At 45.1% G+C, this 22,895-nt stretch carries 14 protein-coding genes; 7 read left to right on the top strand and 7 right to left on the bottom strand.

Going from position 1 to position 22,895, the window contains the following annotated elements:
* Window positions 1–109: 109 nt before the first annotated feature.
* From WC615_RS13510 to WC615_RS13485, 6 genes are all read left to right on the top strand, one after another.
* A complete protein-coding gene (locus WC615_RS13510) occupies window positions 110–3,280 on the top strand; it encodes a SusC/RagA family TonB-linked outer membrane protein (RefSeq protein ID WP_372978621.1) in 3,171 nt (1,056 codons plus the stop codon).
* Between the two features lie 12 nt (window positions 3,281–3,292).
* On the top strand, window positions 3,293–4,801 hold the full coding sequence (locus WC615_RS13505) for a SusD/RagB family nutrient-binding outer membrane lipoprotein (protein ID WP_372978620.1): 1,509 nt from the start codon (window positions 3,293–3,295) through the stop codon (window positions 4,799–4,801).
* A gap of 255 nt (window positions 4,802–5,056) precedes the next feature.
* The gene (locus tag WC615_RS13500) at window positions 5,057–8,182 is read left to right on the top strand and encodes a SusC/RagA family TonB-linked outer membrane protein (RefSeq protein WP_372978619.1); all 3,126 of its coding nucleotides are present in this window, start codon (window positions 5,057–5,059) and stop codon (window positions 8,180–8,182) included.
* 11 nt (window positions 8,183–8,193) lie between these two features.
* Entirely contained in the window at window positions 8,194–9,771 is a 1,578-nt protein-coding gene (locus tag WC615_RS13495; protein WP_372978618.1) for a SusD/RagB family nutrient-binding outer membrane lipoprotein, read from the top strand.
* An 11-nt stretch (window positions 9,772–9,782) separates the two neighbouring features.
* Window positions 9,783–10,697: a DUF4397 domain-containing protein gene (locus WC615_RS13490; protein ID WP_372978617.1), complete on the top strand. Its 915-nt coding sequence runs from the start codon at window positions 9,783–9,785 to the stop codon at window positions 10,695–10,697.
* A gap of 109 nt (window positions 10,698–10,806) precedes the next feature.
* Entirely contained in the window at window positions 10,807–10,998 is a 192-nt protein-coding gene (locus tag WC615_RS13485) for a hypothetical protein (protein ID WP_372978616.1), read from the top strand.
* On the opposite strand, the gene WC615_RS13480 is transcribed toward WC615_RS13485, so the two are convergent.
* Both WC615_RS13480 and WC615_RS13475 read right to left on the bottom strand, forming a co-directional pair.
* Window positions 10,988–13,138, bottom strand: coding sequence for a GH92 family glycosyl hydrolase (locus tag WC615_RS13480; RefSeq protein ID WP_372978615.1), 2,151 nt, complete (start codon window positions 13,136–13,138; stop codon window positions 10,988–10,990). The two genes, WC615_RS13485 and WC615_RS13480, sit on opposite strands and share 11 nt — an antisense overlap.
* A gap of 212 nt (window positions 13,139–13,350) precedes the next feature.
* Window positions 13,351–13,794, bottom strand: a complete 444-nt coding sequence (locus tag WC615_RS13475; RefSeq protein WP_372978614.1) for a DUF4395 domain-containing protein — start codon at window positions 13,792–13,794, stop codon at window positions 13,351–13,353.
* Window positions 13,795–14,025: 231 nt separating this feature from the next.
* Here WC615_RS13475 and WC615_RS13470 point away from each other — a divergent pair, with 231 nt between their 5' ends.
* A complete protein-coding gene (locus WC615_RS13470) occupies window positions 14,026–15,198 on the top strand; it encodes a hypothetical protein (RefSeq protein ID WP_372978613.1) in 1,173 nt (390 codons plus the stop codon).
* On the opposite strand, the gene WC615_RS13465 is transcribed toward WC615_RS13470, so the two are convergent.
* From WC615_RS13465 to WC615_RS13445, 5 genes are all read right to left on the bottom strand, one after another.
* A complete protein-coding gene (locus WC615_RS13465) occupies window positions 15,173–15,934 on the bottom strand; it encodes a ThuA domain-containing protein (RefSeq protein ID WP_372978612.1) in 762 nt (253 codons plus the stop codon). The genes WC615_RS13470 and WC615_RS13465 overlap by 26 nt on opposite strands.
* Before the next feature lie 25 nt (window positions 15,935–15,959).
* Window positions 15,960–17,378, bottom strand: a complete 1,419-nt coding sequence (locus tag WC615_RS13460; RefSeq protein ID WP_372978611.1) for a serine/threonine protein kinase — start codon at window positions 17,376–17,378, stop codon at window positions 15,960–15,962.
* Complete coding sequence (locus WC615_RS13455) at window positions 17,371–18,162, bottom strand: FHA domain-containing protein (RefSeq protein ID WP_372978610.1); 792 nt, start codon at window positions 18,160–18,162, stop codon at window positions 17,371–17,373. Before WC615_RS13455 ends, WC615_RS13460 begins: the two co-directional genes overlap by 8 nt.
* 287 nt (window positions 18,163–18,449) lie before the next feature.
* Complete coding sequence (locus WC615_RS13450; RefSeq protein ID WP_372978609.1) at window positions 18,450–22,520, bottom strand: FtsW/RodA/SpoVE family cell cycle protein; 4,071 nt, start codon at window positions 22,518–22,520, stop codon at window positions 18,450–18,452.
* Window positions 22,507–22,895, bottom strand: a 389-nt coding sequence (locus WC615_RS13445; protein WP_372978608.1) for a hypothetical protein, incomplete at its 5' end; no start/stop codon positions are given. The genes WC615_RS13450 and WC615_RS13445, both read right to left, overlap by 14 nt.

The raw sequence follows: 22,895 nt of genomic DNA, 5'->3' as shown, positions 1-22,895 counted from the left end.
GTCTTCTTGAGCGTAGGAGGCGGCTTTTATTTTACAACCAAAATCAATTTTATTAATTAATGTTTTATGAACAGGAGTAACCAATATGAATAAATTACTATTACTCATTATGTTATTTTTTAGTGCCACTGTAGTTACAGCGCAAGCCCAAACGGTAACCGGCACCGTTACTGCACGCTCAGACAAAGGCACTTTGCCCGGAGTTAGTGTGAAAGTGAAAGAGGCTGCGGGCGGCACAGTTACCGATGCAAACGGTAAATTCAGCATCAATGTACCGGCGGGTGGCAAAACGCTGGTATTTTCATTTATTGGCTTTACACCGCAAGAAGTGCCTATTAACGGGCAAAGCACCATTAACATAGTACTGGCAGAAAGCAGCCAGGAACTGGGCGAAGTTGTGGTAACGGCCCTGGGTATATCCCGCGAGGCAAAATCATTAGGTTACGCCGCGCAGCAAATTAAAGGCGAAAACCTGACCATGACCCGCCAAACAGATTTTAACACCTCGTTGGCTGGCAAGGTAGCGGGCGTACAAATACTGGGTGGTTCGGGTGCTAAGTTTGGTACTTCAACCGTGCGTATAAGGGGTATTAACTCGCTATCAGGCGGTAACCCTATTTATGTGGTTAACGGCGTTATTACCGACCCAAACGCGGTAAATAATGATGACGTTGAGAGCCTTACAGTACTTAAGGGCCCTGCTGCTACCGCCTTATACGGCCAGCGCGCGTCTGAAGGGGCTGTGGTTATTACCTTAAAAAAGGGAACAAACAAAGGTATAGGTATATCAATTAACCAAACCACAACTTTTGAAAAGGTTTACACCCTGCCACAATATCAAAATGAATATGGTGGTGGTACCAGCCAAACCTGGAGTGTATACAACTACAAACCCGGCGACCCGGAATACCTGAAGAATTTTAACGGTATAAAATATTACAACTATTCTGTTGATGAAAGCTGGGGCCCGCGTATGGATGGCACTATGTATGCACCATGGTATTTTTGGGATCCAAGCAACGCTGGCTTTGGTAAACTTAAACCATTTGTTGCGCAGCCAAACAACGTAAGGGATTTTTATGATACCGGTATTACTACCAATAATAACGTAGCTTTCTCAAAAGCCGGCGACGATTATAACACCCGTATTTCATACACCAATTTAAACCGTACAGGTGTTAGCCCAAACACCAAACAAAGGCGCAATAACTTAAGCTTTAACGGCGAATTAAAGGTAACACCAAAATTTACGGTTAGCGCCAACATCAACGTTTTCCAGGAGAACCTGAAGAACGTACCTGCAGAAGGTTACGGCACACAAACTTCGGGTTCGTTTAACCAATGGTTTCACCGCGACCTGGAAATGGATAAGCTAAAAAATTATCGCAGGCCCGATGGTACCTACACTACCTGGAATATTACCAACCCAACAGATTTGACCCCGAAATACTGGGATAACCCATATACCGAAGCTTACGTCAATACAACCGAAGCAAACAACAACCGTTTATACGGTAACGTAACAGCTGCATATAACTTCACTAAAGACCTTAAACTATCTGTTATTGCCCGGGGCGATTATTTGAACCGCGATGCCAACAGCCGCGTAGGTTCATATACCATTAATCCTGATGCATACAGCGAGAACACCTATCAGTACAAAGAGTACGATTACGTAGCATCGTTAGAGTATAACCACAACTTGAATAAAGACCTTTCTTTACGTGCAGGTGCATTTGTCGAGTCAAGGGAAGATGTCACCAAATACCTTACCAGCAGCACAGTAGGTGGCTTATCAATACCCGATCTTTATACTGTAGGTAACTCGTTAGACCGCCCGCTTACCAATACCGAGCATACGCTTAAAGTGGTGAACAGCGTATACGGTTACGGATCATTAGGCTATAAACAGTTCTTGTATTTAGACCTTAACATACGTAACGACGTTTCATCGGCTCTATCAGTAAATAATAACTCTTACTGGTACGGTGGTGCATCTGGTTCATTCGTGTTCACAGAATCGGGCCTTATCCCTAAAAACGATTTCCTAACTTTCGGTAAATTAAGGGCATCAGTTGCCAAGGTAGGTTCTGATATTGGCCCATACCAAACCGGCCAAACTTATAACTTAAGCACGGTACCTTACGGCAGCAGCCCTGTACAGTTTGTACCAAACAGCCTGCCCAACCCCGATCTTAAGCCTACGCTATCAACCGCGTATGAGTTAGGTACCGAGTTACACTTTTTAAGAGGCGATCGTATCAGGTTAGATTTCAACTATTATCACCGCAATACAAAAGATCAAATATTACCATTGCCGGTTAACGGTACCACAGGTTACTCAACCATCATAATAAACGCAGGTTCAATTGTTAACCAGGGTATCGAGATCTCGTTAGGTGGTACACCTGTTAAAACATCCGATTTTGTTTACGATGCCAATTTCAACATAGCCTTTAACCGCAACAAGGTGGTATCGCTTTATCCGGGTTTTACAACCCTTCGTTCATCACCTGAAGGTGGCGGCGGTGCGGGTATTTCCAGTTACCAGCCTGCAGGTGCAACAGGTTTTGGCTTTGTGGGTTCACCATCATTCTCGGTTAACAGTGTTGAGGGCCAGCCATACGGTCAGCTAGTCGGTTCAGGTTTCCGCAGGGATGGGGCAGGCAATATTATTGTTGATGCCGATGGTTTCCCGGAACGTGACGATAACGTAAACCTGGGTAACATACTGCCTAAGTTTACCGGTGGTTTTACTAATACTATTACTTACAAAGGCGCAACGCTTGGTTTTTCGTTCGATTTCCAATACGGCGGTAAATTTGTATCGGTAACACAGCAAAACCTTGCAGGTTCGGGCCTTGCCCTATCAACCGTTGGTAATAATGAAAACGGTGTACCAAGGCGTGATGACCCATCTAAGGGCGGTGGTACATTAGTAAAAGGCGTACATGAAGATGGCAGCCCAAATACAACTTACGTTGACACCCGCGATTTGAACGAAGGTTACTACAGCGCCATTTGGGAGCAGTACACATACGATGCCACCTACATTAAATTAAGAGAGGTAAGTTTAGGTTACAACCTGCCAAAAAGCTGGTTCGGCAGAACGCCGTTACAAACTGCACGTTTTTCGATCGTAGCACAAAACCCATGGCTTATTTACACAAAAGCCAGAATTAAGGGCATTGATCCATCGCAGCTGCAAACATCGTTTTACGAAGGCGGGCAATTACCTGCTACCCGCACCATTGGCTTCAACCTTAATTTAACCTTTTAAGAAAAAGATTATATGAAAAAGTTTTTTAATAAATTACTGTTAGTTTTTATTGCAGGTGCCGTTATAACATCGTGCAAAAAGATAACTAACGAAACAAACATCAACCCCAACCAGCCGGTTAACCTTTCAACAGGTTATGCACTTACCAGCGCATTGCAATTTTTAGGTGGTACAGCTGGCGGCAACGCAACAACTAACATAAACAGCGCCGCCGGCGAATTATACTCGCAATACCTTTCCGAAACGTTCTATAATAACGAATCGAGATTTGCCCTGGCACAGTACGATTACCAAACGTACTACACCGGCCCGCTGGCTGATTTGCAGCAAATTATTACCTTTAACACCGACGCCGCCACAAAAGACCTGGCTACAACGGTTAAGTTTGGATCAAACGCTAACCAGATAGCATCGGCGCGTATATTAAAAGCTTTTATTTTCCTGACTATTACTGATAGGTGGGGCGATATCCCCTACTCTGAAGCTTTAAAGGGCAATAAAAACCTGTCGCCAAAATTCGATGCCCAAAAAGACATCTATACCGACCTGTTTAAGGAACTTACCGAAGCGCAGGCACAATTTGATGACGGCGCTACGCTTAGCGGCGATATCCTTTTTAATGGCGACAATACTAAATGGAAACATTGGGCAAATACATTGCGCGCAGTGATGGCTTTACGTTTAAGTAAAGTTGATGCACTAACAGGCAGCGCCGAATTTAAAAAAGCGGTTGCCGATGGTTTGATGACCTCAAATGATGACAATGCCACCTATCACTACCTTGCTGAGCAAAATAACGAGAACCCTTTCTTTGGCAACTATCGCTCAAGGTATGATTACGCAGTTAGCGACCAGGTAGTTGACAGATTAAAAACTAATGCCGACCCACGCTTACCGTTGTATGCCGAAAAAACGGCCGGCGGCACGTATGTTGGGTTACCTTACGGTGCAGCTGGCGACGAGTTGGATGGCTATACGGTAGGTAACCGTGATGTGAGCCAGGGGATCTTTCGCCCGGGTAATGTATCGCAAATAAGCTTAGTTTATTCAAACCAAAGTACACCAACCACCTGGACAAGCTATGCTCAAACATTATTTGCGGAAGCTGAGGCGGCACATTTAGGATGGATACCTGGCGGTGATGCTGCGGCAGCAACATTTTATACCAATGCTATTACACAATCATTAGCACAAAATGGGGTTACGGGTACACCTGTAACAACCTATCTGGCTAAAGCTGGCGTAGTATTTAACCCGGCAACAGCGGTTGAACAAATAATTACCCAAAAATGGTTGGCAAATTACCTTGGCAATGGCTGGGAATCATGGGCAGAATATCGCCGTACCGGCTTCCCTAAACTGTTAGACCCTGTACCGACAGCGTTGAATACCGATAAGCATATCCCGCGCAGGCAGCAGTATCCGCAATCGGAAAACGACCTTAACAAAGCAAATTACAACGAAGTGATTGCAAGGCAAGGCCCCGATGCTTTATCAACCCATGTATGGTGGGATAAATAAATGATCTGCTAAAAAGGAAAGCCCGGTTAACAATGTAGTTTAACCGGGCTTTTCTTTTATATTAATCTAGCACCACCCTCACAATAAGTAAATTTCCACAAGGGAAATCTCTCGCAATAAAAGCAAACAGATAATCTGTTATTATTCAGTATTTTATTTGGTAACAATAGCATATATACAATTTTTTAATTTGTTAATTAACTATTATTTCCTGATATTTCAATTTATTATCTATTTACCTTTAAAAACGCTCTCATGAAGAAAACTCTACTCATCTTTCTTCTGTTGGTAAATTGTTGTGCCTTTAAGGCAATGGCGCAAACCAAAACAATTACCGGAACAGTCACCTCAAGCACCGACAATCAAACCATCCCCGGTGTTACCGTAAAAATTAAAGGAACAACTACCGCAGTTAGTACTGATGCCAACGGTAAGTATTCTATCAATGCAGCAACCGGCCAAACACTGGTATATTCCTTTATTGGAACCATCTCCGCCGAACGGGTTATTAGCGCTGAGGATATTATCAACGTTAAGCTGCAAGACGATGTTAAAACCCTGCAACAAGTTACCATTACAACCGGTTTCGGCGTTAAGCAAAGTCAGCGCGACTTGACATCCTCCGTACAGGTAATAAAAGGATCAGCGGTGCAAGCCACCCAGCGCGAAAACTTTGTTACCGCTTTGCAGGGTCGTGTAGCCGGCGCAACCGTTACCAGCACAAGCGGCCAGCCGGGCGCATCGGCATCAATTGTATTGCGTGGTATCACCTCAATAGGCAACAGTAACCAGCCCTTGTTTGTGATAGATGGTATCCGTGTAACAAACGATGCACTGAGCCAAAGCTCGCTTACATCAAATGGTGATAACCGCAGGCAGGATTTCACCAACCGTATAGCTGATGTTAACCCGGATGATATTGAAAATATCACCGTGCTAAAGGGCGCTGATGCGGCAGCCGTTTACGGTTCGGACGCAGCTGGTGGCGCTATTGTTATCACCACAAAAAAAGGGCAAAGCGGTAATGGCGCCGTTACTTACGATAACAACTTCAGCTTTTCTAACGCGTATCGTTTCCCGCAGGTGCAAAAAACATTTGGCACAGGCTCGTCAGGTAACCTTGACCCACTGGTGAGGACCGCTTTTGGTCCGGCTTACGCCCCCGGCACAACAACGTATGATAATCTGAAAAACATCTTTCAAACAGGCTTTTCGCAAGAGCATAACCTGGCGCTTGAAGGCGGCAACGACAAGGCTACCTATCGTATATCAACCGAATACCGGCACCAGGGCGGCGTTTTGCCCGTGGCTTATAATGACAAGATCTCGTTGCGATTTGCAGGGTCGGCTAAGCTTAGTTCAAAATTAACCAGCAGCGCCAGTTTCAATTATTTCAACATCGATAACCGTAAGTTAAATAAAGGCAACTCGGGCACCTACATTAATGCGTTGGCATGGCCAACAAATGATGATGTACGCAATTACCTTAACCCCGATGGTAGCCGCCGTACCCTGTTGCCGCCAAAACTAACCAATGTGGTTACCGATGGAACGATAGATTTTGACAATCCGCTATGGGACGCCAACAAAAACATTAGCCGCGATAAAACAAACAGGATGATAGCCAATGTGGATCTGTCATTCGACCCGGCAAGCTGGATAAACCTGCGCGCATTGGTTGGTGTTGATTTTTACACTACCAACGGCAATAACCTGTTAAGCCAGTACAGTTCATCATATCAAAATTCGGCTTTAAATAGTTTCGCTGCTACCAACGGGATCTCATCAGGCGGTATTATCGATAATTATAATGACAACAACCTGCTTACAAACGGATCTTTATTCGCTACTATAAAAAAGAATTTCGGCGATTTCCGTACAACACTTGCCGTAGGTGCCGAAATTTACGATAACCGTGACCAGATAAATGGCGCTTATGGTGAGCGCTTTTTACAGCCCGATTTTAACACCATCAATAATACCACCCCTACCACGCAGCGTAACTCGAGCAACTTTTTCGAGACACGCCGTATAGGTGAAATTGCCCGTTTAGGTATCGTGTATAAAGAAATGATCACCTTAAATGCCACCGGCAGGAATGATTATTCGTCACGCCTTTCGGGCACCAACAACAACACTTTCTTTTACCCGTCCTTTGGTGCAGGCTTTATCTTCACCGAGCTGCCGGGCTTAAAGGATAATAAAGTGCTATCATATGGTAAATTAAGGTTCTCATACGCGGGTGTGGGTAAAGACCCCTATGCGCCCTACAAGATCAAATCGAGCGTTATACAACAGGCCACAACAGGCGGCGGTTTCGCCTATGATGTTACAGGCAACAACCCCAATTTACGCCCCGAAAAAGATTACCAGCTTGATTTTGGCGCCGAGTTACAGTTCTTTGGCGGCCGTCTGGGTGCCGATTTCAGTTTTTACCAGTACCGCGCTACCGACCAGATCTTTGATCCGCGTATCAGCTACGCATCGGGTTATATACTGGAACTGGTTAACGGCGGCGAGATCCGCAACCGCGGGGTAGAAGCACAAATAACCGGCGTACCGTTTAAATCGTCAGATTTTACATGGAACACTTTTGTAAACTTTACCCTAAACCGTGGCAAAGTGATAAACCTGGGCGACCTGCCCGAATATTACAACTCTGATACCTGGATCTATGCTAACGCCCGCTCAAGCCTGTTCCCGGGCAGCAGCCTTTCCAATATTGCCACTTACGATTATGCACGGAATAATAAAGGCCAGATACTGGTTGACCCTACCAGTGGGATGCCTATATCAAACAACACATTTGTTACCACCGGCGATAGGCAGCCCGATTTTACTATCGGCTTTGGAAACAACTTCACCTACAAAGCACTCAACCTGTCTTTCCTGCTCGATATCCGCAAAGGGGGTGATGTATTTAATGGTAACGAACTGTTCCTTACGCGTTATGGTTTAAGCACCCGCACTTTAGACAGGATGCAGCCACGCATTATACCCGGCGTGTTAAAAGACGGCAACGAAAACAGCAACAACCCAACCGTGAATACTATACAGGTTACGCCTTACAACCAAACCGCTTATTACTCGGGCGCTATTGAATCTGATTTTGTAGAACACGATATCAATTGGGTAAGGTTAAGAGATGTTACCCTGAGCTATACTTTTCCGCAAAGCATGCTTGCCCGTCAAAAAGTGTTTAAAGCGGCAAGCATCTTTGTTACCGCTACCGAGGTGTTCCTGATCACCAACTACTCAGGCGCCGATCCGGATGTGAATGGCAATAACTCCTCCACAAGAGGTTCAGGTTCTGCCGGGTTTGATTACGGCACACTGGCGTCTCCCCGCACAGTTTCTGTTGGTTTAAGGGTTAAATTATAAGCTTATTACTCATGAAAAAAATTATATACACCATTACTGCCTTGTTTAGCCTTAGCCTGGCAAGCAGTTGTAAAAAATATATCGATATAAACAATAACCCCAACGCGCCTACCGCTGTAGATGCCAGCACCTTGCTGCCACCAATATTAGCCGGCATGGCCCGTGGCAACTGGTACGATAGCCGTTACATAGGCCAATATGCCCAAATATGGGGCGCGCCAACAGCCAATAATGTATGGGACCAGGAAGGTTATGTACCAGGTAGCGACTCGGGCGGCGAAATGTGGCGCACAGTTTACTTTAGCCTTGGCCAAAATGTAAATCTGATGGAGCAGGACGCCATAGCGAAAAATAAATACGATTACATTGGCGTATGCTGGGCCCTGCGTGCATGGGGCTGGCAAAACGGATCTGACGAATACGATTACATGGTTGTTAAAGAAGCTTACGACCCTACCAAGCTTACTTTTAAGTACGATGCTCCTGAGTATGTATACGCCGAGGTGGTAAAAGACTGCCAGAAAGCGCTCGATTATTTAAACCTTGCTGTTAAAACCGACGGGCTTACCGTAGGTCCTGAACTTGCCAAGGGCGATTATATGTACTATGGCGACCGGGCTAAATGGAAAAAATTTGTATATGCCATACTGGCTCAAAACATGCTACATATAAGTAATAAAGCCACATTTAAGCCGGATATGGTTAAGAAATATGCCGACAGCTCGTTTGTGAGCAATGCCGATAATGCCAGTGTACAATGTACCGGTTCGCAATCAGGCGATGCTAACTTTTGGGGGCCAACCCGGGCCAACTTACCAAGTTTCCGTCAGTCGGATTTTATGGTTAAGCTATTAGATGGCCGCATACTTGCGGGCGCGGCTACGCAAGATATCACTGCCGACCCACGCTTGCCACTGCTACTCGCTGCAAGTAAAGACGGCGCTTACCGTGGCGTAGTTGCACCGCTTGGCGACCCAAGCAGCGCTGATGCTAATTTGGCTGTAGGTGTAATGGCGGGTGCAACTACTGCCAACTCCGGTACAGCAGCGGCCAAATATATTTTTAATGATAATTCGCGCGGGGTATTGATGACCTACTCCGAGGTGCAGTTTTTTGTGGCCGAAGCGCTGTTTAAAAAAGGCGACCCTGATGGTGCTTATACTGCTTACAAAAACGGTGTTTTAGGGGCGCTTGATTTTGTGAGCAACCCGCCTCTTGCCAGTTCACTAACGGGCACACAAATGTATATTAGCCAGGCAGCCATTGATGCTTATATGACAGGGCCATCAGTACGCCAAACTGCGGCACAGTTACAACTGAGCGATATCCTGCAGCAAAAATTCATTTCGTTGTTTGTATGGGGGGCGCCCGAAGCATGGTCTGATATGCGCAGGTATGATTACAGCACCCAATATTTCCAGGGATATGTAAAGCCAACCACTATTTATGCCGATAACGCAGGCAAGCAGGTATACCTGCTAAGGCCCAGGTATAATTCTGAATACATCTGGAATGTACCGGCCCTTAAACTGATAGGTGCCCTCGAACCGGATTATCACACTAAAAAACCATGGTTTGTTTTACCGTAACATCTATACACATGAAAAATACATTATATATAGCTTGCAGCCTGCTTTTAATAATAGCAGGTTGCACCAAAACCAAAATAACGCAGCAGGGCGATGTGGCTGAGGGTGCACAAATAAAACTGATACACGCGGCACCCGGCGTACCAGCAGTTGATGGTTACGTGAACGGCACAAAGGTATCGGCCATTACCACCTATTCGGTAACGGATAACATGATCGTAACCTCTATAACTACCGGCTTTCCGTATTTAGGGGTATTCCCATCAAGTAATTACTTGGTTAGCCAGCCCGGTAGTACAAATATTAAGTTTGTAACAGCCACACCAAAACCCGCATTAAACAATCCGCAAACCTTAGTGCCCACAACAGTTGCAGGCGAGATTACCCAACCCACTACTGATGGCGGTGCGTACTCGGCATTTTTGATGGGCTTACCAGGCGGCAGTACAAACGGATTAACAGTTAAAGTTGTTGAGGATAAATTCCCGGCGCCAATTGCCAGCAAAGCGTTTATACGTTTCGCCAACATGGTACCCAACGGCACACCTGTAGACCTGAACGGCACTTTTATTTTAGCCGGTGCTGCAATAGCAACAAAAACACTAATTACCAATACAAGCTATGGTACAGTGACAGATTTTGTACCGATAGATGTTAACCCGGCAAGTACAACCAATTATAAATTTCAGATGGCATTGACAGGTACATCAACCGCCTTTGGGAGTATTACCATTGATATACCACTGGCGCCAAACAGGTATTATACGGTAATAGGCCGTGGCCTGGCAGCAGATTACGCTGTGCCGGGTACAAGCATCACCCTAAAGGCAAAAGCCAGGCCAACGCTGCCGGTATCAAACACCGAAACCAAAGCGCCTGAGATTTATTATAACGCACCTGGAATTACTTATTATACAAACAAGTAAGTATCCATCAAAAACAAAAAGCCGGCAGAACGATTTTCCTGCCGGCTTTTTTATGCAATGTATTTTAGCAGGTCTTCAAACCTAATAACATGTGGTTTGTAGTTAAACTATGGGCAAACAACATCAAACATTCCCCGGCGAACCTGAAGAGATGCCGGATAAAAAAGAGCAACCGGAAATAAAACAACCGAACGACCCTAAAGAACCCGGTATACCGCAGGAAAACCCAGATGACATACCTGTTGAACTCCCACCGGATAAAATACCCGGTGAAGATGACAGGCCCGTTGTTAGCGGGTGATAACTTCTACCATCCCACCGTTTGTAAATAAGCTGTGCGGTACAAAGTAACCGGCAACGGTTTTGCCGTTTACCTTTATTGCGCTTAGTTTACGGCCCTTACCTATATGTTTTATAGTTAATAGTTTGCCGGTGCTGGTTTTCCAGTTTACCTGATCGAACAACGGAACAGTAACCAAATACTGCGGATCGGTAGCCGATAAGGTATATAATCCCAACGAGCTGAATACATACCATGCCGACATTTCGCCCGCGTCATCCATCCCTGAAAGCTCCAGGCCTTCTTTGCCAATTCCGTAAAGGTGATTCAGGATGTAGTCTATCTTCTCCTGCGATTTCCAGGGTTTATCTACAAAATAATAAGCGAACGGTGCCTCATGGTCGGGCTGATTACCCTGGCAATACTGACCTACCATCGTCTCTACGTTACGTGCAATGTAATTGGGGTTCCAGGGCACAGTAAAAAGCGAATCGAGCTTTGCTTCAAACTTTTTCTTGCCGCCATACAACGCCACAAGGCCATTCATATCATGCGGGGCATAAAATGATACCTGCCATGCATTTGCCTCCCTGAACATGTATTCGTAATAGGGGTGTTCCGGGTCGAAGTTTTTGATAAACTTGCCGGTCTCCGCTGATCTGCCACGCATAAAGTTAACTGACTTATCAAAAACGTTCTTATAGTTTTTAGATCGTGCCAGCAGGATGCGATAGTTGGCTGTATCACCAAGGGCTTTTGCCAGTTGCGCCAATGAGTAATCATCATAAGCATATTCCAGCGTTTTAGATACACCTGCTTTGCCTTTGGTCTCCACCTCCCCCTTTTCTACCTCATTATCTGAGATGTATCCTTTCTCTATATATTCTTTAATGAATGGGCGCGTTCCGCCTTCTACATTGGCATTGCGTAACAAAAGTTTATAGGTGCCCTTCACATCAAAATCTTTAATGCCACGCAAGTAAGAGCCAGTTATAGATGATGCTGCATGGTCGCCATGGAAGAAGGTTGGGATAAAGCCGGTCTTATCACCCATATCTTTCATGGATTTGATCACATCAAGCGTTATTTTTGGTGATATCAGGCTCAACAACACATCCTTATTGCGGTAAGTATCCCATAAAGATGGAATAGTGTAATAGTTAAAATCGGTTTTAACAACCTGATTTTTAACATCGGTATATTCGCCGTTAACATCGCTTCGTAAAGCGGGCCATAACAACGACCGGTACAGCGATGAGTAAAAAAGTTGTTTTTGTTTAGCGGTTCCTCCTGTGATCTTAATTTTAGATAAGGTGGCTTCCCATTTTTGCGAAGCTTCTTTCCTGATAATATCGAATGATTTAGCACCTATTTCCTGCTCCAGGTTTTGTTTGGCGTTTGTAGTACTTACATATGATAGCGCTATTTTCACATCCACAGGGCCGTTCCCTTTATCGCTTAAACGCACTAAAGCGTGGCCGCCTTTGCTGCCGTCTTCCTTATTATCTAAGCTTTCAATCGGAGTATTAATAGTCGCGTAAAAAAATATACGGCCTTCGCCTGCTTCCTGGTAACCTTGCAAGGCATTCCCAACCTGCTCTATATGCCAGGCCGATACCCGGTTATTGGCTTTTCCAAGGTCGAAAAGAATTTGCCTGCCTGTGTTATCGTCAAACGCGTACCGGTGATAGCCGCACCTTAAGGTAGAGGTAAGGCTTACATTCACCTTATAATCTTGCAGGTACACACTATAATACCCTGGCTCTGCGCTTTCCCTTTTGTGCGAGAAGCGGGAACTGAATTTTTCGTGTGTGCCTGATACAGGTAGTAACGGGATATTACAAAGGTTCCAGTGCCCTTTATTGGTATGCGTAAAACCATATATCACACTATCCTCGTACTGGTAGCCGGCGCCCGACCCATACGCCGTAATAGGGCTTAATTGCACCATAGCATTTGGCAAAGAACTGCCCGGGTAAACCAGGCCCGCCCATGAGCGCCAGCCTTTTGGCAATGCGTAGCCCAGCACCTTTGGGTCGTTAAGCGGTGCGGTACCAATAAAAGGGTTTACATACTTTGTTAACGGTTTGGTTTGCTGCGCTTTGGCAAAATTGCCCGCAGCTATTAGTAGTAGCAGTGCTAAAAAGTTTTTGATCTTCATTATATAGGTTTATAACAGTAAGACTCAAAAACAGGCCTTTGCCCCCAAAAGCAAGCACATTAAAGCTTAAAAGCAACGGCTTTGTTACAAAGAAAAGTATTGCTATTCCTGAAATGCCAGCACCTTTTAGTGAATGGCGGCGCAACAAACTAAAATATTGTAACTATAGTCAAAATGGCTTACTTATTATAAGCAGGCCCTTTTAATTTCTATCATAATATTTTTACTCTTTGCAGCCCAATATAAAAATAACAGCCCACACAAAGCCCCGCGAATGATTCCAGACAAGCAAAAATGCATAACACTATAGCAAGCGGTGCCAATAATACAACCCAGCCCAAAATAGCTGCGATAAGCATTGTGGTTACAAACACCAAACCCATGCCAGCGGCAAAGCGCTTGGGCCCACGGTCGGTTGGTTTATAAGCAACTTTAAAAAGCTTAACCAATACATTGGCCAGTGCGCCAAGCAGGCTTAGTTTCGGGATAAAAAAAGCGCGTACAAAAAAATCGTACACCAGTAACATAATAAGCCAGTTGTACCCTGTTAACAGGAACCAGATACCCATAAACAGCACTAATAAGGCTACTATCCTTATTTTATTTTCGTTCACTTTTACATGCTCTATTGGGCATTGCAGGTCTTGGCTCATCATTTTTTAATTAATAGCTATAAAACTTAGCTTGGAAAACAAATATAATAATGCAAAATGTTAATTATTGTAAAATTAATGTGAAGGTTTTGCAGGCGGATGTATTAGTTATTATATTTATCACGAATGGCTCAACCGGAATGTTCCGGTTAAGTTATTAAACGCACATATTGTTGTTGCTGATAGGAAGCCCCCCGCCTAAACGCGTTACTCTTATCAATTCACAATATTAATATGAAAAGCTCTTATCGATCCGTTTATTTTAAGCTGATACTATTAGCACTGCTAATAAACAGCAGCTTTGTGGCCCATGCCCAACTTTCGGCGTCGATGCCTTATCAACAGGATAAGGCCGACACTATACAAACCATACCATTTACTGACAACAAAGAGTACACTGTTGCAAGCGCACCAGCCAAAGCTTTTAGTGTTTTTGACGATGATGACGATAATTCGTTACAAAAAACAATTTCTCTTAACCTGAGCAAATCGCAGGAGCGTAAACAGTTGATGAGCTATTTAAAACAGCTTGAGTTGGGTAACACCATAGCCGAAAACCAAAAAAACAACAAAGCCCTCTATCGTTTCGCCAACCTGTTTGCAAGGCTAAAGCTGTACCCGCTGGCTATGAAATGCTTTTTTAAAACCATTGACCGCGAAAACAAAAAAGCTAAAAAAAATGCAGATAAACTGGTCGATGCAGATGATAGGGTAAACATGGACGAACTGCCCATTAACACCAAAGACGACTCATTATTAAGCATACAGGCCGAAAAAGCAAAAACCACCAAAAGTAAATACACCAACTACAAACGTATTTCAAATACATTTAACGATGGAAAACCCGCTATAGCCTATGCCCTGCTCTTCCATGTAAAGCAACCCGTATCGGGCAAACCAAAGGTTTTTGTATTTAGCAATACCGGCCATACTTTTATCACACTGATAAAATACAATGCCGATTCTACCTATGTATCATGTTCGTTCGGGTTTTACCCAAAAAGCGAAAAGATCTTGTTTGCCACGCCTTGGGACCCATCATCGGAATCCCAGTTTAAAAATGATGCCGGCCACAAATGGGACGAAGTTGTAGGTAAATTTATCTCTCAAAAGAGTTTTGAAAAGATCCTTAATCTCACCAAAAAATATGGCGATCTGGAGTATCACCTCAGCAATAACAACTGTACCGATTTTAGCCTGGAAGCGGCAAACCTTGCAGGATTAAGTATCCCCGAAACGAAAGCCAAATGGCCTTTAGGTTATGGAAGTAACCCTGGCACAACAGGCCAAAGCTTAATGGATGGCAAATATAATAATACTGATAACCAGCCTGACGCAAATATCTTTAGAAGCCTTAATATCACCCTTGCCGAAAAGCAATTTATTTACCCGCCGTCCAAAAAATAGCATTAGTAAATAGCCGGGTATAAGCCGGATTATCAAACAGGATTGGCGAGTGCCCCATAAAAATATATACGTTGCGCGCCTTATAATGCGGATTAGTCCACACTACGGGATGGTCACCCATTTTCACTTTTAATTGCTGCGGATTGTAGGTATTTTCATTTACACTGGCCAGTACATGCACGTTTGGCCGCGGGCTTTTATCATACGTATACCACTCCTCCTGCTTTACCATGAATGATGCCGGTACGCCTTTCATCACCGGGTGCTTTTTATCTTCTACATTCACCCGGCCTTTTGCAAAGGTTGCTATGTAATCCTTCCACCTAATGCCGCCCATAAAGGCCGAGAACCAATCCCACATCGGGTAACCGTCAAACTCACCTAATAATGTAGCATGGTGGAAGCCTATCCAGCCGCCCCTGCCTTCGTTGATATATTTTTCGAATGCTTTGGCAGCCTTATCTTTCCATGCGTATGGCGCATAATCAAGCTGGATAAATAGTTGGTAGTCACTCAAAAAAGCGTCGTCAATTTTATCCGTATTTTGGATGAAATCAATAGTAAATCCCTTTTGCGCGGCCAATTGGTTAAGCCAAACTTTTGCCCGTTTAGAGTATTCTACATGGTGGCCGCCGTTCTCATACAGGGCCAAAACTTTAAAAGGTTTAATTTTCTGTGCTTCGGCAGCAAGGCAGGTGCAAATAATACATAACGCAAATAATACTTTTCTCATCATCGGTGCATCAGTAGTATCAATGGGATTAAAATATGCCCAGAAACTTTTTACGTTTTTTCTTAACAGGCGTGGCTTTTATAATTGCCGAATCTACTGTGGCCTTTATAGCCTTGTTTGCAGCAGCCCTGCGTGCAGCTGCTATTTTACGGTTATATAATACCCTCGCTACACTATCCTGGTTGTAGGCACGGGCCATAAAGGGTGGTTTCAGGTAATCGCGGGCATCAACATATATTGGAATAACGTTCCCTGAGGCTTCCTCTTTGTTAAAAAAAGCCGAGTAGAAAAATAAGACCATAAATATGCCGCCAAGGGTTAACACCAGGCCAAACGCGCTTTTCGGCAATAATACTTTCGATTTATCGCGCTCATAAATACCTTTCGCTTCATTATACTTTATCCCCCCCTCTCCTGCCAAAAACTTAACAGACGACAGCTCTTTATCCTTCGCCTCCTCGTCCTGCTGGTAATGTGCTACCATGTGCTGCAGGCGCTCGTTCTCGGCTTGTATAGCCGTAGTACTCAGTTTACCATCGGCGGCAAGGCTGCCATTTATAATGGCCTCATGCAATTCAACACCACTTTTAAAACGTGCCTCGGGCAATTTTTGCAGGCATTTATCAATCACATCAACCAGCCATTGGGGTACCTGTAGTTCCTGGGTTTGTTTCAGGGTGCTCCAACTATCAGGAAGACTTTTCTTACGAGCCTCGCGCAGATCGGGCACGGGCATTTCCATATGCGCCAGCATAATGGCATTACGGCCAGTTTCGCCGTTGCCCGTAAGCGGGAAAGGCACGCTGCCTGTTAGCAGTTCATACAAAATTATACCGTAACTGTAAACATCCGTTTGCAGCAGCATGGCGCCGTCGTGCTGCTCGGGGGCCATAAATTCAATTGCTCCCGCATGGCGGATGCTGCTCCGGCGTTCTTCCTCGCTCATTATCGCCAGGCCAAAATCCAACAATACATAATTGCCCGTATGGATATTATACTTTACGTTATTACTTTTTACATCGCCGTGCTTTACCCCTACCTTATGGCAATGCGCCAGGGCATTGGCCAACTGATCAGCCACCCGGATAGCCTCCTTCAGCATAAAGATCTTTTCGTGCGGGGGTTGTAGCAGTTCACAAAGGTCGGGGCCTTCAATGTATTCCATCTCAATGTATGGAAGTGAGCCACTCTCGGTAATGCCCGAACTCAATATTTTTACTACATTGGGGTTAGGTTCTTCATTTACCTTTTGCAGTTTGGCAACTTCATTACTAAAGTTGCGGAAGTTTTTATCCTCCTCACTTTCGGAATGTATAGGTGTTGGCAGCAGTTTTACGGCGGTTAGCACCGGCCCCATGCGGCGACCTTTGTACACCGAACCCTGCCCGCCCGTTCGCAGGGCGCCAAGATTCTCTAACCCTTCTGTTATAGTAAAAACTTTACTCATTCGTTGCTGGTTGGTAACTAAACTCTAACACTGCCGATTCACCCAAAATGATCTGATCGCCTTCCTGTAATTGGTGACCAATATGTGTTGAGGTTAGTTTGATAATATCCTCGCTCTTCTCCGACCGTATTTTGATCTTATTCCTCGGTGGCACACCACCTTCATCAGCAAAAAGCATAAACCGGCCTGCATCGTTATTCCACTCAATACGGGCATGCTGGCGGCTTACATATTTATTGCTTTCATTTGTGCTGTCGCTCGGGAAGGCAATTTGGTTAGTGCGGAAAAAGCCATCATCGCCCTGTGCTTTTTTATCCCTGCCGATGTGGATCTTCTCGCCATCCGAAGTAATGGTATATTCCTTTTGATCGGTTTCGCCGCTTAATGCCCGCAGGTAAGCGGTAGCGCTTTGTTTGATAAAATTCTTACTGGTTTTGATAAAGAACGCAACATCCAGTTTTTTAGACCGGGTAGCTTCCTCCGGAAATTCCTGGTCGAATATCACCTCCATCAGCCAGATTTCGGGCAGATTCACGGCGTAATCGTCAGCAATACGCTGTACTTCGTCTTTAAACAGTTCAGGTTCCTCTGTATAAACAGCGGCCTCATACATCGCTTTTTCTGACGATGGGCAGTTGATAAAAAGGTTTAAGCCTTTGATATTGCCGCCTTCCCCACCTTCGGCCTTTTGTAGCTCCTGTTTAACAAATTGCAGCAACTCATAACGGATGCTTTTTACATCCACAGGCCTGTTTTCCTTATCGCTTTTGAACAAATTGAACATGATGGTACGTAGTACTATTATTTATTATTGAACCTAATATCATTAACTTAACAAGCTGACCCCATCTGGGTCAAAGGTCGGTAGCAAAACAACAGAACAAAACACCGTGCCGTCAGGTACGGAACATCAACGGGCTAAGTAGCGTACCTAACGGCACACACAATATCCTAATCCTAATTTCTACCGACATTTTGCACCTACGGCGCAATTGTTGTTTAACCTTTTCTAAAATAATGCCCTATTTATTGAACCCTAAAATCAATTATATATTATGCTAAACCCAAGGCTTATTCACTTGTTTGCTCTTTGATGCTTTTAATGTATCCTTTTTCTTTGAGGAATGGGATCACGTGATTGGCTGCCAGCCTAACTGCATCAGATGAACCTTTTGTTGATTCTATTCTCACACAAACTACAATATTGCCCGTACCGTTCTCCTTCGGCGCGAAGAACACGTACCACCCATCGTTTATCTGCTGTTTTTTCCAGATCCGCTCTGGCGTACCGGTTTTACCTGCTACCGCAAGGCCAAGTATCCACTCTTTTGGTGCACTTTGCTCTATCATATACTGGCGAAGCAGGGCGGCATATTGAGGATCGTTGGTTAGTTTAGTCCCCGGCTTAACCTTAACGGTCGAATCATTCACTTTCAACACGTACCTATTTTGCAATATCGTGCCATGATTAGCTATAGCCGCAGCCATACGCGCTACCGAAGCAGGGGTAGCTATCAGTTCACCCTGCCCCCACGCCATACCCGAGATACCCTTGGCCCTTGTTTTACGAATGTTATTCGGATCATATTTTGGCTTGGTATTAAATTCGGTTTTACGCCAAAACTCCCGCCATTTTTCTTCCTGCGCGGCGTTCTCTTTATCGCGTCCATAGTAATAACCTCCTACCCCATGTAAAAACATACCGGTTTTCATATAAACAGTAGCCATTTGCTCCTGCAAATGTTCCTCGTTAGCCAGCTTAATAAAATATACGTTGTTTGATTTGGCTACGGCACGCTCCAGTGTGATCAGCCCGGTTTCATCAGGCTCTACACCTTTGGTACGGATGCGCTCGAAACTAGCCACATTAAATTTGCGGTTAGCCGCAGCCAGCCCCAGTTTATTAAATGATGCGATGGATGTTGCCAGCTTGGCGGTAGAGCCGGGCTGGGTTGCCAGCGTAAAGCCCAGGTCCTGCGTGGTTGTCCAGGTATCTAACTGGTTTTGTTCGGCGTAGCTCATGGTCAGTTTTTCCCAATCGTGCACGGGTGGCAGCGGGTATACGGCCGAGGTAAGCACATCGCCGGTGTTTGATTCCATCACCACAACAGATACACGGTTATCCAGCAAAGAGGTATCCTGCGCTATCGAGTTTTGGATGCTGGTTTGTAGTCCCGCGTCCATGGTTAGTTTTATATCACGGTTTCGTTTTTTAAAGGCCTCCACTTCGGCACTGTTGATACCTGCCAAAAGAAGTGGGGCAATAGCGCTGTAATCGCGCTTAACTACCGTCATTTCTTTTACACCACGGGCCAGAAACCTGTCCTCGCGGTAGCGGTTAGCGGTAACGTTATATTTTTCGGTCGGCATTTTAAAGCCGCGCAGTTCGGCTGCGTGCTCGTACTCAGCAAAATAACCATTCGGACTACCGTTGAATACACCCGTATTGGCGTCACCCGTCCAAAAGAACATCTGCTCATCAAAAGGATAATACCTGTCGAGCCGCTTGTGCATAGCCGAATCTATGTTATACCCAATAGCACCCGCCTGCACCAGTTTGCGGTGTTGTTTTATCACCAGTTCGGGTTTGCTGGTAGCCAGCAGTACGCCGTCGCGGTCGTAAATATTACCAGCCTCTAAGCGGTTCATTAATATGGCAATGCGCGGGTTATAGCTAAACATACGCGCGCCGCTTTTATCGGCCACCAATGCGGGTTTCACCACCCATTTTTTATTATCGAACGAATAGCGCGATACATTTATCGATAGCAGCACAATACCTGCAACAGCGCCAAGCAGCGCAGGCACCAGGTTTTTATCCTGCTGGCGCGATATATAATTCATTTGTACAGGCGTGCCCCGGACCAATGATGCCGAGAGCAAGAACCCGGATGCCAGTAAATTGGCTACCAATGACGACCCACCATAACTTTGGAACGGCAACGATACTCCCGAAAGTGGCAACGCCCCTGTTGAACCGCCCGCTATCAGCATAAATTGGACGAATGTGGAGATGCCTATCCCCGCACACAAGTAAAAAAGGAATGGTGTGCCCGTTCGACGCCCAATGATGATGGAGCGATGCAGGTAAAGCAGGAACAAGATAAAGATACAGGTTATCCCTGTCCACCCGAACTCCTCGCCCATGGATGGTAAGATCATATCGGTATGCGCTTCGGGGATGGTTTTAGCAAAGCCTTCGCCTACGCCCTGGCCGCTTACGCCGCCGCTGCCCATGGCCCAAAGGCCGTTGGCTACCTGGTCACCACCATAAACTTCGTTATTCCAGGCATCTTGCCAAATGGCTTTGCGGTCCACAAGTCGCTGCACCGGTCCGGGGAACAGCTTGCCTAAGTATGGGATCTGATCTATGGTTAAAAACGCCGCCATGATAATGAGCACCATCATAGCCGATTCGCTTATTGATTTACGTTTGAACGCCATAAATAACGCAGCAATAGCCGCTGTTATCAGCGCCGAAAGCCAAACATTCTTTATCACCCATGATACGATGACGTACAGCACTACCGCCCCTGCCATAAACATAAAATCGCCACGGGAGAAGGAGAATAGCACAATGAAGGTAAAACATACCACCATGGCCGGGCCTAAGTCACCTAATAACAGGAACAGCAACAAGGTTATCAATATGGCAATTAAAGCGAATGAGAAGAACTGCCAGCGTTTATTCCAGCTGCTGTATTCGCTAATCAGCTTTTCGTTAGCGGCAAAAAATCCCGCCAGGAAAAGGATGATCAAGTATTTAACAATTTCGCTTGGTTGAAAGCCGAACAGGTTTACCTTAACGCCGCTACCCTCGGGGCCGGTACCAAACTTAATAGTCATGGCCAGCAGGGTTGCTGCCAGCACTACCCATGGCCAGCCGTTTGCCGCGTTGCGGTTATGCTTAAACACCAGCATACGGTAGATCCACGAATCGGGCGTAAACCGGCGCAATTTAAATTGCAGCATCACCAGCATAGCAACCAGGCCAATGCCGAGATAAGCCAGCATATCTTTAGCTAAAAACCTATCGCGTAGCGGATCCTGCAAACTCAACAGTGTTAAAAATGATAAGCCCGCGAGGATCATCACTACCGGTAATATCAACTGGTCAGCTGTGCTAAACTTCCACGACAGGATGATGTGCACCAGCAGAAATACGGCTATAAAACTGCCCGATATAATCAGGAACCATTTATTAAACTCGACCGGAGTACGGATGATAAGCGATTTTTCCTTTTTGAGGATATTAAAATCTTTAGTAGAAAAAAGCCTGATGGTGTGCGGTTGTTGGGTAAACGTAAAGCTGACATCATCATCCAGGCTTTGGATGCCTTGCGATGTACCAAACTGGTAACCGGGTTGTAATGGCAATACTTTAAAGGCCTTGCCTTCGGGCAGGTTTTTAAAGCCAGCAATGCCCTGCTCATTGGTACGGGCATAGGCTGTTAAGCTTTGCAAATGTTTTTTACCGGCGCTATCTGGTATAAATACTTTTTTAAAGCCGTTACCATTTTCGGTTATCAGCTTAACGTCTTCAATTTCTTCGTCATTGTAAATACTATCCTGCGGCAGTATCATTTCCAGCTTTACCAAAACGCCGGATACAGGCTGTTTTTTATTGACAATGCTTACACTGATGCTTTTTTCGCCAAGGGCCAGATCGGTTTCCTGCGGCACTTTAACGGGGTTATTCTTTTCACTCTCAAACAGCAACGAATCCTCGCCGGTATAGCCCAGCAATGATTGCGAAGCTTCTACCCTGCTTTTAAACGATTTACCGCCCTTTACAAAAGCATCGTCCGCGCCAATAAAGTATTTGCGCTTGTTGAGCTCGCCTATGTTATCAACCTGCGTAGTACCAGCCGATGCATTGGCAACAGTTGTGGTTATCAGATCTATGTCGCGCTTATCTTCAAAATAATATCCTTTGGTAAGCAGCTTTTTTAACTGCCCTGCGGGGTCGGGCGCGTTCAGGTTGATCATGGTGCCATCCTGCAGGCGTTTATCTACATCGGTAAAGCGCGTTTGCAAAACCGTGTGCAGCCTAAAGAACAAAAACACGAACAGAACGCTTATCAGCAGCAGGAAGATGCGTTCCTTCCAACGGCTTACCGTTTGTATTTTATCGGGTTCCATTCGGTTTAACAGTGGTTTGGGGTTTAGCGGGTTGTGGGTTTACTTTCGTGGCCGGGAAATCAGCATTGACAGCCTTGCTGTCAGGCAAGTCATACTTACGCTGAACAGGCAATTTGCAATTAATGAACTGCGTGTTCTTCAAAAACAAACCGGTATTCCCAAGTTCGATGCCTGTGCTAAAATCTTTAAATTTTAAATTATCCAGTATCACTACCCTACTATCTGTAGCTATAGATAAGGCGGGCCCTTTATAAGCTGTGTCGCGTTGCAAAGTGATATTGCCTTTCACCCGTACGTATAGGGTATCCTGATCTATATGTAGCGTATCGGTAATGATAATAGGCTGTTTAAACGAAGTATCAGACAGTACAAGCG

The sequence above is a fragment of the Mucilaginibacter sp. genome (genome assembly GCF_041663085.1).
Classification (GTDB): domain Bacteria; phylum Bacteroidota; class Bacteroidia; order Sphingobacteriales; family Sphingobacteriaceae; genus Mucilaginibacter.
This window is presented reverse-complemented; position numbering and strand designations above follow the sequence as displayed.

Excerpts from the sequence above, each read along its gene's own strand:
- WC615_RS13510 (WP_372978621.1), top strand. The coding sequence starts at position 110 with ATGTTATTTTTTAGTGCCACTGTAGTTACAGCGCAAGCCCAAACGGTA.
- WC615_RS13505 (WP_372978620.1), top strand. The coding sequence starts at position 3,293 with ATGAAAAAGTTTTTTAATAAATTACTGTTAGTTTTTATTGCAGGTGCC.
- WC615_RS13500 (WP_372978619.1), top strand. The coding sequence starts at position 5,057 with ATGAAGAAAACTCTACTCATCTTTCTTCTGTTGGTAAATTGTTGTGCC.
- WC615_RS13495 (WP_372978618.1), top strand. The coding sequence starts at position 8,194 with ATGAAAAAAATTATATACACCATTACTGCCTTGTTTAGCCTTAGCCTG.
- WC615_RS13490 (WP_372978617.1), top strand. The coding sequence starts at position 9,783 with ATGAAAAATACATTATATATAGCTTGCAGCCTGCTTTTAATAATAGCA.
- WC615_RS13485 (WP_372978616.1), top strand. The coding sequence starts at position 10,807 with ATGGGCAAACAACATCAAACATTCCCCGGCGAACCTGAAGAGATGCCG.
- WC615_RS13480 (WP_372978615.1), bottom strand. The coding sequence starts at position 13,138 with ATGAAGATCAAAAACTTTTTAGCACTGCTACTACTAATAGCTGCGGGC.
- WC615_RS13475 (WP_372978614.1), bottom strand. The coding sequence starts at position 13,794 with ATGATGAGCCAAGACCTGCAATGCCCAATAGAGCATGTAAAAGTGAAC.
- WC615_RS13470 (WP_372978613.1), top strand. The coding sequence starts at position 14,026 with ATGAAAAGCTCTTATCGATCCGTTTATTTTAAGCTGATACTATTAGCA.
- WC615_RS13465 (WP_372978612.1), bottom strand. The coding sequence starts at position 15,934 with ATGATGAGAAAAGTATTATTTGCGTTATGTATTATTTGCACCTGCCTT.
- WC615_RS13460 (WP_372978611.1), bottom strand. The coding sequence starts at position 17,378 with ATGAGTAAAGTTTTTACTATAACAGAAGGGTTAGAGAATCTTGGCGCC.
- WC615_RS13455 (WP_372978610.1), bottom strand. The coding sequence starts at position 18,162 with ATGTTCAATTTGTTCAAAAGCGATAAGGAAAACAGGCCTGTGGATGTA.
- WC615_RS13450 (WP_372978609.1), bottom strand. The coding sequence starts at position 22,520 with ATGGAACCCGATAAAATACAAACGGTAAGCCGTTGGAAGGAACGCATC.